The organism is Streptomyces sp. 5K101 (genome assembly GCF_046506645.1).
GTDB lineage: Bacteria > Actinomycetota > Actinomycetes > Streptomycetales > Streptomycetaceae > Streptomyces.
Genome location: NZ_JBKFFO010000005.1, coordinates 168042 through 181029 on the forward strand (window position 1 = coordinate 168042; position 12988 = coordinate 181029).

Below are 12988 nucleotides of genomic sequence, written 5' to 3' on the forward strand. Positions count from 1 at the left end.
TGCTGGATCATCCCACCCTCGCAGGCCCGAGGAGCCCCCAATGCAACTCGCCGCGATCATTGTGTCGCTGACCCTGACCGTGGTCGGCGTTGCGCTCATCTCCCGAGCGGTCGCGCAGATCTACCGGTTCGTCAAGCTCGGTCAGCCCGTGCCCGCGGGCAGCCGCACCGACCATCCCAAGGCGCGCACGGTCACCCTGATCAGGGAGTTCCTCGGCCACACCCGGATGAACCGGTGGGGGATCGTCGGCTTCGCGCACTGGTTCGTCGCCGTCGGCTTCCTGACGCTGCCGCCGACCCTGGTGCAGGCGTTCGGGCAGCTGTTCCAGGCGGACTGGGTGCTCCCGGTCGTCGGCGGCTTCCTGCCCTTCGAGCTCTACATCGAGTTCATCGGGGTCATGACGATCCTCGGCATCGTCGTGCTGATGGCGATCCGGCTGCTGAGCCTGCCCTCCCGCGCGGGCCGCAAGTCCCGCTTCGCCGGCTCCAAGGCGTGGCAGGCGTACTTCGTCGAGTACGTCATCCTCACCATCGGCCTGGCGATCTACGTACTGCGCGGCCTCGAGGGCGCGATCCACCACGTCGAGCACTACGAGGCGGCGTACTTCGCCTCGTACCCGCTGGTCCTGGCCTTCAAGGGCCTGAGCGTGCCGACCCTGCAGACGCTGATCTACTTCACCGCGATGGTGAAGATCAGCACCTCCTTCATCTGGGCCATCACGGTGGCGCTCAACACCAACATGGGTGTGGCCTGGCACCGCTTCCTCGGCTTCCCGAACATCTGGTTCAAGCGCAACGCCGACGGCTCCAGCGCGCTGGGCGCGCTCCAGCCCATGACGTCCGGCGGCAAGCCGATCGACTTCGAGGACCCGGGCGAGGACGACGTCTACGGCGTCTCCCAGGTCGAGCAGTTCTCCTGGAAGGGCATCCTCGACTTCTCCACCTGCACCGAGTGCGGCCGCTGCCAGTCGCAGTGCCCCGCCTGGAACACCGGCAAGCCGCTCTCCCCGAAGCTCCTGATCATGTCGCTGCGCGACCACGCGCACGCCAAGGCCCCTTACCTGCTGGCCGGCGGCGGCAAGACGATGGAGGGCGAGGAGAAGGCGTCCGCGGAGCAGCTGAAGGACGTCCCCGCCGCCGCGCTGGCCGAGGCCGAGCGCCCGCTGATCGGCACCGTCGAGGAGAACGGCGTCATCGACCCGGACGTCCTGTGGTCCTGCACCACCTGCGGCGCCTGTGTCGAGCAGTGCCCGGTCGACATCGAGCACATCGACCACATCGTCGACATGCGCCGCTACCAGGTCATGATCGAGTCCGCGTTCCCGTCCGAGGCGGGCACGATGCTCAAGAACCTGGAGAAGAAGGGCAACCCCTGGGGTCTCGCCAAGAAGCAACGCGTCGAGTGGACCAAGGAGGTCGACTTCGAGGTCCCGATCGTCGGCAAGGACGTCGAGGACCTCACCGAGGTCGACTACCTGTACTGGGTCGGCTGCGCCGGCGCCCTGGAGGACCGCGCCAAGAAGACCACCAAGGCCTTCGCGGAGCTGCTGCACATGGCGGGCGTCAAGTTCGCGATCATGGGTGGCGAGGAGAAGTGCACCGGCGACTCGCCCCGCCGCCTCGGCAACGAGCCGCTGTTCCAGCAGCTCGGCCAGGAGAACGTGGCCATGCTGAACATGGCCTTCGGCGAGGACGACGACGACCCGGAGACCAAGAAGCCGAAGTCGGCGAAGAAGATCGTCGCGACCTGCCCGCACTGCTTCAACACGATCGCGAACGAGTACCCGCAGCTGGGCGGCGAGTTCGAGGTCATCCACCACACGCAGCTGCTCCAGCACCTCATCGACGAGGGCAAGCTGATCCCGGTCACCCCGGTCGAGGGTCTGATCACCTATCACGACCCCTGCTACCTGGGCCGCCACAACAAGGTCTACACGCCGCCGCGCGAGATCATGGACAAGGTCCCGGGCCTGCGCCAGCAGGAGATGCACCGCCACAAGGAGCGCGGCTTCTGCTGCGGCGCCGGCGGCGCGCGGATGTGGATGGAGGAGCGGATCGGCAAGCGCATCAACACCGAGCGCGTCGACGAGGCCCTGTCCCTCAACCCGGACATCGTCTCCACCGCCTGCCCGTTCTGCCTCGTCATGCTCACGGACTCCGTGAACGGCAAGAAGAACGACGGGAAGGCCAAGGAGTCCCTCCAGGTCGTCGACGTGGCCCAGCTGCTGCTCGACTCCGTCAAGACGCCGGTCGACCCGGCGGGCGAGGCCGAGTCCGAGGCCACGCCGGAACCGGAGCCGGTGAAGTAGCCGTCTTGGGAACAGTGAGCGGCCGGATCTGCCTCGGGGGCAGGACCGGCCGCTTCTGTCATCTCTCCCGTCGCACCCGCCCACCGTCCCTGACCTCGGCGAAGACGCACGGGGATCACCCCTTGAGGGTCCCCTGGGGGATGTCACAGCTCGGCAGCAAAGGCCCCCCGGTTCCCGGTCCGGCGTCACCCGGAACACGCCGAACAGGTACGTTCGTTGACGTGGCTGGATTCAGGATCGGACGCGGCCGGGACAACCGCACCCCGCAACAACAGCAGGCGCCCCAGGCGCCGCCGCCCTACCCGGGCGGCGGCCGTGCCGCGCCTCCGTACGGGCAGCAGGCCCCGCAGTGGCCCCGGACGAGCGGCGGGGCCCAGCAGTATCAGCAGCACCGCCGCCAGGGCGGGCACGACGAGCCGGAGTACTTCGGCGACCCGTACCACCAGGCGCCGCCCGCGCCCGACCCGTACGCGGCGAACAACCCGGGTCACACGCAGGCGTTCAGCGTCCACGACGACGACGTGTACGGCGACGGCGCCACCTACCGCGCCGGCGCGGCCCCGTCCGCGCCCGCCGGCCCGCGCCTGCACTGGAAGCAGCTGCTGAGCGGCATCGTGATGCGCCCCGGCCCGACGTTCCTGCGGATGCGCGACTACCCGGTGTGGGGCCCGGCGCTCGTCGTCACGTTCCTGTACGGCCTGCTCGCGCTCTTCGGCTTCGACGAGCCGCGCGAGGAGGCGATCAACGCGACGCTCTCCACCGCGATCCCGTACGTGCTGAGCACGGGCGTCACGTTCGTGATCAGTGGCCTGATCCTCGGTGCCGTGACCCACACGCTGGCCCGCCAGTTCGGCGGCGACGGCGCGTGGCAGCCGACCGTCGGCCTCTCGATGCTGATCATGTCCATCACGGACGCGCCGCGGCTGGTCTTCGCCCTCTTCCTGGGCGGCGAGAACTCCCTGGTGCAGGTGCTGGGCTGGCTGACGTGGCTAGCCGCCGGCGCGCTGTTCACGTCGATGGTCAGCAAGTCCCACGACCTGCCGTGGCCGAAGGCGCTGGGCGCGTCGGCGATCCAGCTGATCGCGCTGCTGTCGATCATCAAGCTCGGCACGATCTGACACGGTCTGATCCGGGCAGAGGACGAGCAGAGGAAAGGCCCCCGCCGCTCGCCGGCGGGGGCCTTTCCCGTGCCGAGTGGTCCGGTCTCCCGCCCTGCGCCGGCCCGAGGCCGCGGCCGAGAGCCGGAGCTGTCGCGGCTCCAGGCCCCCGTGCCGGCCGCTCACCAGCGGAGCCGGCAGAAGCGGGACGCGAGGCTCGGGCCCAGGGCCCTGCCCACGTCGTGGGCCTCGGTGAGCGCAGGGGCGTCCCGATGTGTGCGCCGCGCCGTGGCTGCTATCCGTTGAGTATGCGACTGTGGCGACTTCGCCCGCCCGACCGGTGGACCGGGCCGCCGAGTCATGCGCTGGTGGCCGCACCTCTGCTGTTGATCGTCGTCGTCACCGTCGTCGACATCCTGGCGCCTCCGCAGGTCCATCTCGGCCCGTTCCTGGTGGCGGCCCCGGCCGTCACGGCGAGCTTCGCCGGCCCCAGGATGACCGGATTCATCGGCGCCGTCGCCGTCGCCGCCCAGGTCCTCGTCGCCGCGGTCCGTACCAGCGTCCTGGACCTCAACCACACGTTCCAGATCATCGCCCTGATCCTGATCTCGGCGATCGTGACCTTCTTCGCCCATCTGCGGGAGCGGCACGAGACGCAGCTGAGCGACCTCCGCTCCGTCGCGGAAGCCACCCAGCGCGTGGTGCTGCGGCCGCTGCCCCACCGGATCGGGCCACTGCGCATCGCCTCCGTCTATCTCGCCGCGCAGGCCGAGGCGCAGATCGGCGGCGACCTGTACGCGGCCGCCCGCACCGCCGACGGCACGCGGCTCATCATCGGCGACGTCCGGGGCAAGGGCCTGCAAGCCGTCGGGGACGCCGCGGTGGTCCTCGGTGCCTTCCGCGCCGCGGACCACCTGCACGAGTCCCTGACCACCCTCGTCACCCACCTCGAAGGCACCGTCTCCTACGACATCGATGACGAGACGTACGACTCGACGCACGACTCGGACAGCGCGCGCGACCACCCGTCCGAGTCCTTCGTCACCGCCGCCGTCCTCGACATCCCCGACGCCAGCCGATCCTGCGCCTGATCAGCTGTGGCCACCCCGCGCCCCTGCGGCTGCGGGCGGGAAGCATCACGCCTCTCGAGGTCGGCCGGCCTGCCCCGCCCCTCGGCGTGAGCGACCTCGGACCGGCCGGGTTCGCCGCGGAGACCTTCGCCTTCAAGGCCGGCGACGTCCTCCTGCTCTACACGGACGGCGTCGTCGAGGCACGCGACCAGGCAGGCGTCTTCTACCCGATGGAGGAGCAACTGGCGGCGTGGGTGGACGAAGGCCCCGAGGAGCTGCTGCGGAGACTGAGCGACGACCTGCTGGCGCATGCCGGCGGCAGCCTCGGGGACGACGCGGCCATCGTCGTCGCTCAGCGGCTTGCCGCGACGGCGCACCCCACGTCATGACGAGCCGGCCACGCGCCTCCGGCGGCCACCGACCGCGGCCCGGACCGCCCGGTCAGATCACCCTGCGGTCCTCGAGCGGCGCGGCGTAGCGCGCCGGGCCCCGTTCGCCCGGCAGGCGCGGGGTGTGGTTGACCAGCCGGGCCGAGTTGCCGACCACCGCGATGCTGCTCGTGTTGTGCAGCAGGGCGGCCACCACCGGGTTGATCGAGCCTCCCGCTCCGGCGCCCAGGCCGACGAGGTTCACGCCGATGGCCAGGCCGTAGTTCTGCCGCACGACGCGGAGCGTGTGGCGGCTGAGTTCGACGACCGCGGCGACCTGCTGGAGGTCGTTGCCCGCCAGCGCGATGTCCGCGGTCTCCAGCGCCACGTGCGAGGAGTGGGCGCCCATCGCGATGCCGACGTCCGCCAGGGCGAGGGCGGGGGCGTCGTTGGTCCCGTCCCCGACCATGGCCACGAGGTGGCCCTCGTCCTGCAGGTCGCGGATCAGCTGGAGCTTGCCCTCGGGGAGGGCGTGGGCGTGCACCTCGGTGATGCCGAGGGCGTCGGCGACCGCCTGCGCCGTCTCCGGCGAGTCACCGGTCATCAGGATGATGCGCTCGACGCCCAGGTCCTGGAGCTGCCGGACGACGGTCTCGGCTCCGCCGCGTACGGCGTCGGAGAGGCCGAGCATGCCGATCAGGTCGTCGTCGTGGGCCAGGCAGATGACCGTCTCGCCCTGGGCGCGCAGGTGTTCCGTCCAGTGCTGTGCCCGGTCCGGCAGCTCCATGCCGTGCCGGCGGAGCAGGGCGGGGCTGCCGACGAGGAGGCGGCTGCCGTCCAGTTCGGCGCGCATCCCCATACCGAGGACGACCTCGCACGCCTGGTGGATGGGGATGTGCAGGTGCTGCTGCTCCGTGCGGCGCACGATGGCCTCGGCGAGCGGGTGGCGGGCGTGGAGTTCGCCCGACGCGGCGAGGCTCAGCACCTCGTCCGCCGTGAAGTGCTCGTGGAAGGTGACCACGCTGGTGACCAGCGGTCGGCCGAGGGTGAGGGTGCCGGTCTTGTCGAAGACCACGGCGGTCACGCGTCCGACGCCCTCCAGATGGGTGCCGCCCTTGATCAGGGTCCCATGGCGGGCGCCGTTGCCGATGGCCGCGCTGATCGCCGTCGGCGTGGCCAGGCCGGCAGCGCACGGGCAGGCGATCAGCAGCATGGTCATGGCCCGCCGGGGGTCGCGGGTCAGCGCGTACGCAACTGCCGCCAGTGCGAAGGAGACCGGGACGAAGCGGCGGGTGAAGCGCGTGGCCACGGTCTGGATCGGCGCCCGGTCGGCCTGCGCCTCCTCGACCCGGCCGATGATGCGGCCGACCGTGGTGTCGCGCCCGACGGCGGTCGCGCGGACGGTGAGGGAGCCGTTGGTGACGATGGTGCCGGCGTAGACCTCGGCGCCTTCCTGCACGTACACCGGAAGGGCTTCACCGGTGATCGCCGCCTGGTCCACCAGCGCCGCGCCTGCGGCGGCGGTGCCGTCGACCGGGATCCTGTGGTGCTCGTAGACGGCGACGAGGTCGCCCGGTTCGACGGTCTCCAGAGCCACCTCGATCTCGACACCGTCCCGTACGAGCCACACTCGCTCCTCACCGACGCTCAGGAGCTCCTCGATGGCGCGGCGGGTACGACGCAGGGTGAGGGTCTGCAGGAACTCGCCGATGTTCAGCAGCCACAGCACGGTCAGGGCCACCACGTTCTCGCGCAGCACCAGCGAGATCAGCGTCGCGGCGGTGACCAGCGTGTCCGTCCCGGGAAACCGGCGGCCCAGGACGGTGTGCAGCGCCCCGCGGAAGAAGGGCAGGCCGCTGAAGACCGTGGCGACGCGCAGCAGGCCGAGGCGGGCGCCGGACGACCACGGCGGGCGACGCAGCAACAGCCGGTGTACGGCCACCACGGCGAGCACGGCGCCGCCGACGACCAGCCGGGCGACCTCGCCCGTGGAGGAGTCGGGGGTGGCGCGGCTCGCTCTGGGCACGGCCGAGCGGGGCGGTGCCTCCTGGAGGGCCGCCACGAGCCCGTCCACGTCCAGGTGGTCGGGCGCCACCCAGACCACCACACTCCCGGTCCGCGGAAAGATCCGCAGCGCACGGAACCCCCGGACGTCCGCAAGCCTCTCGTCGACCAGACCTGCGCAGCCGGGCCGGGCCTGAAGCCACGGCACGGTGAGCCGCACTCGGCCCGCGGCGACGGAGCGTACGACGATGCCGGCCATGATCAGTGCTCGTGGTCGTGGGCGTGGCCTTCCACGTCGACCGCGGAGGGCGGCGGTGCCTCTTCCCCGAGGCTGGACCTGGCCTCGGCCAGCATGTCCCCGGCTTTGAGCCGGGCCTCCTCGGCGGCGGAGCCGAGCCACCGGCCGGCCACGATCCCACCGGCGATGCCACTCACCAGCGCCTTGCGGGCAATTGGCTTCACCGTGGGCGCGGCTTTGGCCGCACCGCGGAAGATGAGTCCACCGATCACGCCGGACACGGCGAAGTGCGCTGCGCGACCTGCGGCAGCACCGACCAGAGCAGCGGGATGCATGAGGCGCTCCTTCAACGAAATGCGCCCCCATCGCCCAACCTCGTGTCAATTGTGAACCTCTGATCAGGTACGTGGCAATCAACGCCGGCCGGACGTCCGCCGCGCACGCACTCGATGACGCCGCGCGACGCGTCGGCCGGGACGACAACCTTGATCGGCCTCTTACGCGGGTCCGGGGCGTCTTGGCGGAGCCCTTGCGCGACCTGTGGCGCCGCTTCACCGCGCGCGTGCGCGCGGTCCGGTCCCGCCGTGCCCAGGGCGGCGCCGGCCTGGCCCCGCGAGCGTCACGGCCATCAGGCGGGCCTGCGGCGAGGGCAGCGGGGCAGGAAGCGCCCGTGGTCGTGGCCGCCCCCGACGGCACGCAGTGAGCCCGAGCAGGCTGGTGAGCGGGCGAACCGCTGGTAGGGCGGGTAAGGAAGACATCGAACCAGCCACTGCGGAGAGGGCGGCGAACGTTCCGGCGGCGCGTGATCCGTGCGTGTCGACGGCCACGACGGCGATCACCGGGCCCCCTCGACCGCGCCGCAGGGCACCTGCCGCTTGTCCAGGGGGCTACAGCATGTCCAGCGGGCTACAGCGCCTCTTTGGAGGGCGTGATGGGCTCGCCCGGCTTACGTACCGGAGGCAGGACGCTCCAGGGGAAGTTGATCCAGTCGTCGGTGCGCTTCCAGACGTACTCGCACTTCACGAGCGAGTGCGGCTTCTCGTAGATCACGGCGCTGCGGACCTCGGCGACGTGGTCGACGCAGAAGTCGTGGACGAGCTTGAGCGTCTTGCCCGTGTCGGCGACGTCGTCGGCGATCAGGACCTTCTTGTCGGAGAAGTCGATCGCGTTGGGCACCGGCGCCAGCATGACCGGCATCTCCAGCGTCGTCCCCACGCCGGTGTAGAACTCCACGTTGACCAGGTGGATGTTCTTGCAGTCCAGCGCATAGGCGAGACCGCCGGCGACGAAGACGCCGCCGCGCGCGATGGAGAGCACGATGTCGGGCTCGTAGCCGTCGTCGGCGATGGCCTGCGCGAGCTCGCGGACCGCGTCGCCGAACCGCTCGTACGTCAGGTTCTCCCGTGCTTCACTCATGTTCGCTGCGGCCCTCACACCTGCGTCCGATGAAAGTTCATGAAGGACCGGGAAGCCGTCGGCCCCCGCTGGCCCTGGTACCGGGATCCGTACCGCTCGCTCCCGTACGGCTCCTCCGCGGGCGAACTGAGCCGGAACATGCAGAGCTGCCCGATCTTCATCCCCGGCCACAGCTTGATCGGCAGCGTGGCGAGGTTCGACAGCTCCAGGGTCACGTGGCCGGAGAACCCGGGGTCGATGAAGCCGGCCGTCGAGTGCGTCACCAGACCGAGCCGCCCGAGGGAGCTCTTGCCCTCCAGCCTCGACGCGATGTCGTCCGGCAGCGAGATGACCTCGTAGGTCGAGGCGAGCACGAACTCGCCCGGGTGCAGGATGAACGCCTCGTCGCCCTCCGGCTCGACGAGCCGCGTCAGATCGGCCTGCTCGACGGCGGGGTCGATGTGGGGGTAACGGTGATTCTCGAACACCCGGAAGTAGCGGTCCAGCCGCACGTCGATGCTCGAGGGCTGCACCATGGATTCGTCGTACGGATCGATGCGCACGCGCCCGGCGTCGATCTCGGCCCGGATGTCCTTGTCTGAGAGAAGCACGCCCCGAGGATACGCAGAGCGCGCGGGCCGCCCCCAATCGGACGCCGGCCCGCGCACCCCGCCGCCGCCCCGGCTACCGCTTGCCCTGCTTCACGACGGGCACGGCATGCCGCAGCCGCGCACACCGCGGACACCGGATCAACCGCCCCGGCCCGAGCCGGTCGGGACCGAGCTGCTGCATCGGAAACGAAGCGGTGGTGAACACGTGCCCCTCGGCACAGCGGACGACGGTGCGCTCCATCAAGTCCATCGGGCCCCTTCCCCAACAAATGCGGACGAAGCCCCACATTAGGGGATGATCCGGACGCCACCCCAGGCGGCACTCCGCGCCCGAGGTTACGCCCCAACTCCCGCACCCGGCACCCGCATCCGCATCCGCCCTCCGCCCAACACGAACGCCCCGCGGCGTCATACACCGAGGGGCGGGCAATGGGGTAGAGTGTGCGACGATGCGGCACCGATCATCGGTGCGCTACGCGGGTGTAGTTTAATGGTAGAACATGAGCTTCCCAAGCTCAGAGCGCGGGTTCGATTCCCGTCACCCGCTCCAGAGAAGAAGGACCAGGCCAGGGACATGATCCCCGACCCGGGCCTTTGTGTTGTCCAGACCCTTCTAGGCTCCGCGCACCACTTCCGCAGCACTGAGCCCTCTCCGGGCCGGTCAGGGCACCTCTGGCGCGCGACTCTCACCATGGCGTCCAACCCGCTGGCGACCTCACTCTGACGCTCATGGTCCGAGTCTGCTAGATCAGTGCCGCCTTCTCGGACACACGCATGAAGGTTGCCTCCCACTGCCGATGGCCAACGGGGGCGTCAGGGTCTCCCAGTGATCGGTCCGGCCATACCGCGGCGGCGAGCCGGCAAGGGCCGCGAACCCACACGCCCGGGGAGAGCCAGTTCGGCCCGCAGCGCGTCTTCCAGGGCTGAGAGACCATCCTCCACGGATTGGAGGGACGATTGGTCCGTGGTCGAGGTGCCCTCGAAGATCGCAGATTGTGCACTGAGCAGGGCACGATGCACGTCACTCACAGCGGAACGGACCGCCTCGTCGGCTATGAGAGACGCTTCGACGATCCACTTGTAAGCTGCCGACCGGTTGTCGAGCAGCTTGCCGTCATCCTCGTCCTTCAAGATGGAGACGAGGGAGTCGTGCCAGCCGTACAGAGTGATCAAGAGGTCCCGGTACAGGCCCTTCTTGTCATCCAGCCAGCGGACCTGTTCTGCATGGACTCGCTGTTCATGCTGGATACGCAGCTGTCCACGCTGTGCAAGCCATGCGCCTCCAAATCCTGCCGCGGCGCCCACCGTTGTGCCTGCCAGTCCGATCAGTGCAGCATCCATGGCTGCTTCCTACCAGACAGTTGACGCTGCAGTGGAACAGCCCGAGCCGCGGCAGGCGAGCGCCGAGCAGGCGTCGCTCCTCGGCATCCAGAAGGACGCCCTGGTTACGCACATCCGACGGGACGGCCGGTGGAGTCGGCGGACATCGTCGTGCCCGGGGCTCTGTGCGACGCACCAGCTGATCCAGCCCGCTCGCGACTTCCTGCTGCCGGTCGGGGTCCGAGTGCTGATGCATCTACGCGGCCTTCTCGGAGGACTGCTCCGGCCTGGACCATAGTGGTGACTCGCGCCACGACGGTTCGCCGTTTGACTCAGCGGCTCACGTTCGAAGGCGGTGGCTCACCGCAGTCGTGCTCGACGATTGCCCCGTTGACGTCGCTCGCACAGGTCCGATCAGCGAACGACCACATCACCGACCACGTGACCACCACCAGAGCGGCACCACCGCAGAACGCCGCGACGAGCCATGGCTTCTTCGGTAGCAGCAGGATGAAGGACACAGCGAATGCAGCCGCTACAGGCCAAGCGGGCAGCAACTGACTGGCCAGAACGAACACCGTAGCGGCCCCGAGAAGCGCTGCGATGCCGTGTTGAGAGATCGAGCGAATGCGGCTCACCTGCCCTCCCGATGAGCTCGCCCAACCTGTGTATAGCAGGAAAGTACAGCAACCCCCGCGACCGCAGCCGACCGCCGCTGCCCCCAGGCGGCCGGCTGACTGGGCCGACAGACCTCCGCGACCGTCGTGCCGGTAGTTCGCATCAAGGGGCGGACCTAGGGTGACAGCCATGAGCACGCCCCCGATTTGACCACGCTGTGCCCAGGACCGGATTCACCCCTACCGCTTCAAGAGCGATGGAGCGGTGTTCTCCCTGTGCACCGAGTGCGACTCGCTCTGGTGGCCGCAGACCGGGACGGACATCGCCAACGCGTTGTTCCTCGATGATGTCGTGGCAGCCAAGTTTGGCGAGGAAGGCAACCCCTGGACCACCCGCGTGTGGGCCGACGTGATCGAACCCCTGCCAGAAGATGGCTGACATCCACAGCTGACATCAACGACCGCGGACAGCCGTAGCCTTCAGCAGTCCTGAGAGGAACGCAGACCCGCGGTCGGAGGGCCCACGGGGCGAGTCCGATCGAACCCCTAAAGCGGGTGTCGCAGGTTCGAAACGCGCCGGCTCTGCGAGCGAGGCGGCCTCGTTCGGGGGCCACGCAGCGGCGCCCCGGAGGTAGGTTCCTCCGGGGCCTTCACGCGTTCAGAGCACCCCAAGCGATGTCAGCACGAGCATGCACAACGTCAGCGCGCCGCCGAACGTGCCACCTCCGTAGAGGATGGCTGGTCCCTTGGCGGTTGCGGGGGTGTGCTTGATGAGGCCAGCCACGATGCCCACGATGGCGGAGATCGAGATGCAAAGCAGGACCACGAGCACCTTGACACCGAACGAGAGATTCAACGGTCCGAGCACCTTTCCGGTGATCAGACCTCCTGTTCTCGATGCTCAGCCAGGGCGAGCTGCTCGGCCTCGATCAGGACCGAGGGCCAGCGCGAGGACATCGTCCTCGACGCCGACGGCGTCCTCCTCGACGGCCGCAACCGCCTCGCCGCCTGCGAGAGATCGGGCTGCGCCGACTGGACTACGACGCCCGCGCCCGGGAGTGGGCCGAGGCTGAGCAGCCGCTGCTGCCGGAGGCGGTGCGGGAGCTGCCCGTCCGTGTGGGGGCGTCGACAGCGAGTGGCCCGACGGCCCCGCGCTCCTGCGGAGGGTCCGGGAGACGCTTCGATAGGGAGCCCCTGAGCACCATCTGACCCTCGGTCGCCTCTCCCCGCATCTCGGGGTACCTCACACCAGGTTCGAAGCTGACATTCCGCTTTGGACTTGATTTTCACGTAAACATCACCATGGCGTGCTTCAGGGTTAAACAACCCATTTGGGGCACACTTTCGAGTCATTGACGAAGATCGCCGTCGCCGGTATTTTGTGATCCACCCCATTGATGGGCGCGTACACGACAACGGAGATATTCAGTGAAGATAAAGAGCGCAATCGTCGCTGGCGCTACATTTCTGACGACGATCCTGGGGGCGGGTGCCGCGTCCGCCGAGACCCACAACTCCTCGGACACGATGGGGTCTACCGGTCGGTGCTCCTACAGTCGCGTATGCCTCTACTACAACTCGGGCCAGTCCGGGGCCAAGTTCATGCGCTACTTCGACGCCAATAACGTCCAAGTGACGCTCGCAATTCCGGATCTCGCCGGCTACTACTTCGACTCTTCCGGCGCCGGTGCGGGGCAGACGGTGAAGAACAATGCCGCCTCGGGAGAGATCAACGGCACCAACTGTTCCATGTGGGTCTATTACAACACCAACTACGGCGGAAACATCGACTACTTCGGCGATACTTCCTACGGGCAGCTCTGGTACACGTACAACGAGAACGCCTCCATGAAGGCGGGCTGCCCGTAATTCCTGTGCCAGCCCTGACTGATTGCCTCAGTCAGGGCTGGCATGCTGTTTGGTACGGCCCGCGGTTCGCTAACGGACTGTCGAGCGATCG

At 68.9% G+C, this 12988-nt stretch carries 11 protein-coding genes, 1 tRNA gene and 2 pseudogenes; 7 read left to right on the top strand and 7 right to left on the bottom strand.

The features are described from left to right. Nucleotides 1–40: 40 nt before the first annotated feature. The 3 genes and pseudogenes from ACLB9X_RS11760 to ACLB9X_RS11770 all read left to right on the top strand — a co-directional run bounded on the left by ACLB9X_RS11760 (nt 41) and on the right by ACLB9X_RS11770 (nt 4864). Nucleotides 41–2308: a heterodisulfide reductase-related iron-sulfur binding cluster gene (locus tag ACLB9X_RS11760; RefSeq protein WP_410360242.1), complete on the top strand. Its 2268-nt coding sequence runs from the start codon at nt 41–43 to the stop codon at nt 2306–2308. Nucleotides 2309–2529: 221 nt separating this feature from the next. Continuing rightward, nucleotides 2530–3426 carry a Yip1 family protein gene (locus ACLB9X_RS11765; protein ID WP_410360243.1) on the top strand — a complete coding sequence of 299 codons (897 nt, stop codon included), beginning with the start codon at nt 2530–2532 and terminating at the stop codon, nt 3424–3426. A gap of 473 nt (nt 3427–3899) precedes the next feature. Further along, nucleotides 3900–4864, top strand: a pseudogene (locus tag ACLB9X_RS11770) (PP2C family protein-serine/threonine phosphatase). 52 nt (nt 4865–4916) lie between these two features. Here ACLB9X_RS11770 and ACLB9X_RS11775 read toward each other — a convergent pair. The 4 genes from ACLB9X_RS11775 to dcd all read right to left on the bottom strand — a co-directional run bounded on the left by ACLB9X_RS11775 (nt 4917) and on the right by dcd (nt 9091). Next, complete coding sequence (locus ACLB9X_RS11775) at nt 4917–7106, bottom strand: heavy metal translocating P-type ATPase (RefSeq protein ID WP_410360244.1); 2190 nt, start codon at nt 7104–7106, stop codon at nt 4917–4919. Nucleotides 7107–7108: 2 nt separating this feature from the next. Then, nucleotides 7109–7420: a DUF1490 family protein gene (locus ACLB9X_RS11780; protein WP_410360245.1), complete on the bottom strand. Its 312-nt coding sequence runs from the start codon at nt 7418–7420 to the stop codon at nt 7109–7111. Between the two features lie 571 nt (nt 7421–7991). Beyond that, on the bottom strand, nt 7992–8501 hold the full coding sequence (locus tag ACLB9X_RS11785; protein WP_410360246.1) for a phosphoribosyltransferase: 510 nt from the start codon (nt 8499–8501) through the stop codon (nt 7992–7994). Nucleotides 8502–8515: 14 nt separating this feature from the next. After that, nucleotides 8516–9091 carry a dCTP deaminase gene (dcd, locus tag ACLB9X_RS11790; protein ID WP_177149457.1) on the bottom strand — a complete coding sequence of 192 codons (576 nt, stop codon included), beginning with the start codon at nt 9089–9091 and terminating at the stop codon, nt 8516–8518. A 476-nt stretch (nt 9092–9567) separates the two neighbouring features. Here dcd and ACLB9X_RS11795 point away from each other — a divergent pair. After that, nucleotides 9568–9641 (top strand) — tRNA-Gly (locus tag ACLB9X_RS11795). A gap of 263 nt (nt 9642–9904) precedes the next feature. Here ACLB9X_RS11795 and ACLB9X_RS11800 read toward each other — a convergent pair. Continuing rightward, nucleotides 9905–10432, bottom strand: coding sequence for a hypothetical protein (locus ACLB9X_RS11800; RefSeq protein ID WP_410360247.1), 528 nt, complete (start codon nt 10430–10432; stop codon nt 9905–9907). A gap of 16 nt (nt 10433–10448) precedes the next feature. Here ACLB9X_RS11800 and ACLB9X_RS11805 point away from each other — a divergent pair. Next, nucleotides 10449–10603 (top strand): annotated as a pseudogene (locus ACLB9X_RS11805) (GntR family transcriptional regulator); the annotation flags it as partial. A 140-nt stretch (nt 10604–10743) separates the two neighbouring features. Here ACLB9X_RS11805 and ACLB9X_RS11810 read toward each other — a convergent pair. Then, nucleotides 10744–11049 (bottom strand): hypothetical protein, encoded by a 306-nt coding sequence (locus tag ACLB9X_RS11810; RefSeq protein WP_410360555.1) that lies wholly within the window; start codon nt 11047–11049, stop codon nt 10744–10746. A gap of 244 nt (nt 11050–11293) precedes the next feature. Here ACLB9X_RS11810 and ACLB9X_RS11815 point away from each other — a divergent pair, with 244 nt between their 5' ends. Further along, nucleotides 11294–11467 carry a hypothetical protein gene (locus ACLB9X_RS11815; RefSeq protein WP_410360248.1) on the top strand — a complete coding sequence of 58 codons (174 nt, stop codon included), beginning with the start codon at nt 11294–11296 and terminating at the stop codon, nt 11465–11467. Nucleotides 11468–11686: 219 nt separating this feature from the next. Here the strand turns inward: ACLB9X_RS11815 and ACLB9X_RS11820 are convergent, their stop codons facing one another. Then, entirely contained in the window at nt 11687–11884 is a 198-nt protein-coding gene (locus tag ACLB9X_RS11820) for a hypothetical protein (RefSeq protein ID WP_410360249.1), read from the bottom strand. Nucleotides 11885–12555: 671 nt separating this feature from the next. Between ACLB9X_RS11820 and ACLB9X_RS11825 the strand changes: the two genes are divergently transcribed. Continuing rightward, a complete protein-coding gene (locus ACLB9X_RS11825) occupies nt 12556–12897 on the top strand; it encodes a peptidase inhibitor family I36 protein (protein ID WP_410360530.1) in 342 nt (113 codons plus the stop codon). The last annotated feature ends 91 nt before the right edge of the window (nt 12898–12988 follow it).

Bases quoted from the DNA above. Each gene is read 5' to 3' on its own strand.
- ACLB9X_RS11760 (WP_410360242.1), top strand. From the start codon at position 41: ATGCAACTCGCCGCGATCATTGTGTCGCTGACCCTGACCGTGGTCGGC.
- ACLB9X_RS11775 (WP_410360244.1), bottom strand. From the start codon at position 7,106: ATGGCCGGCATCGTCGTACGCTCCGTCGCCGCGGGCCGAGTGCGGCTC.
- ACLB9X_RS11780 (WP_410360245.1), bottom strand. From the start codon at position 7,420: ATGCATCCCGCTGCTCTGGTCGGTGCTGCCGCAGGTCGCGCAGCGCAC.
- ACLB9X_RS11785 (WP_410360246.1), bottom strand. From the start codon at position 8,501: ATGAGTGAAGCACGGGAGAACCTGACGTACGAGCGGTTCGGCGACGCG.
- ACLB9X_RS11800 (WP_410360247.1), bottom strand. From the start codon at position 10,432: ATGGATGCTGCACTGATCGGACTGGCAGGCACAACGGTGGGCGCCGCG.
- ACLB9X_RS11825 (WP_410360530.1), top strand. From the start codon at position 12,556: ATGGGGTCTACCGGTCGGTGCTCCTACAGTCGCGTATGCCTCTACTAC.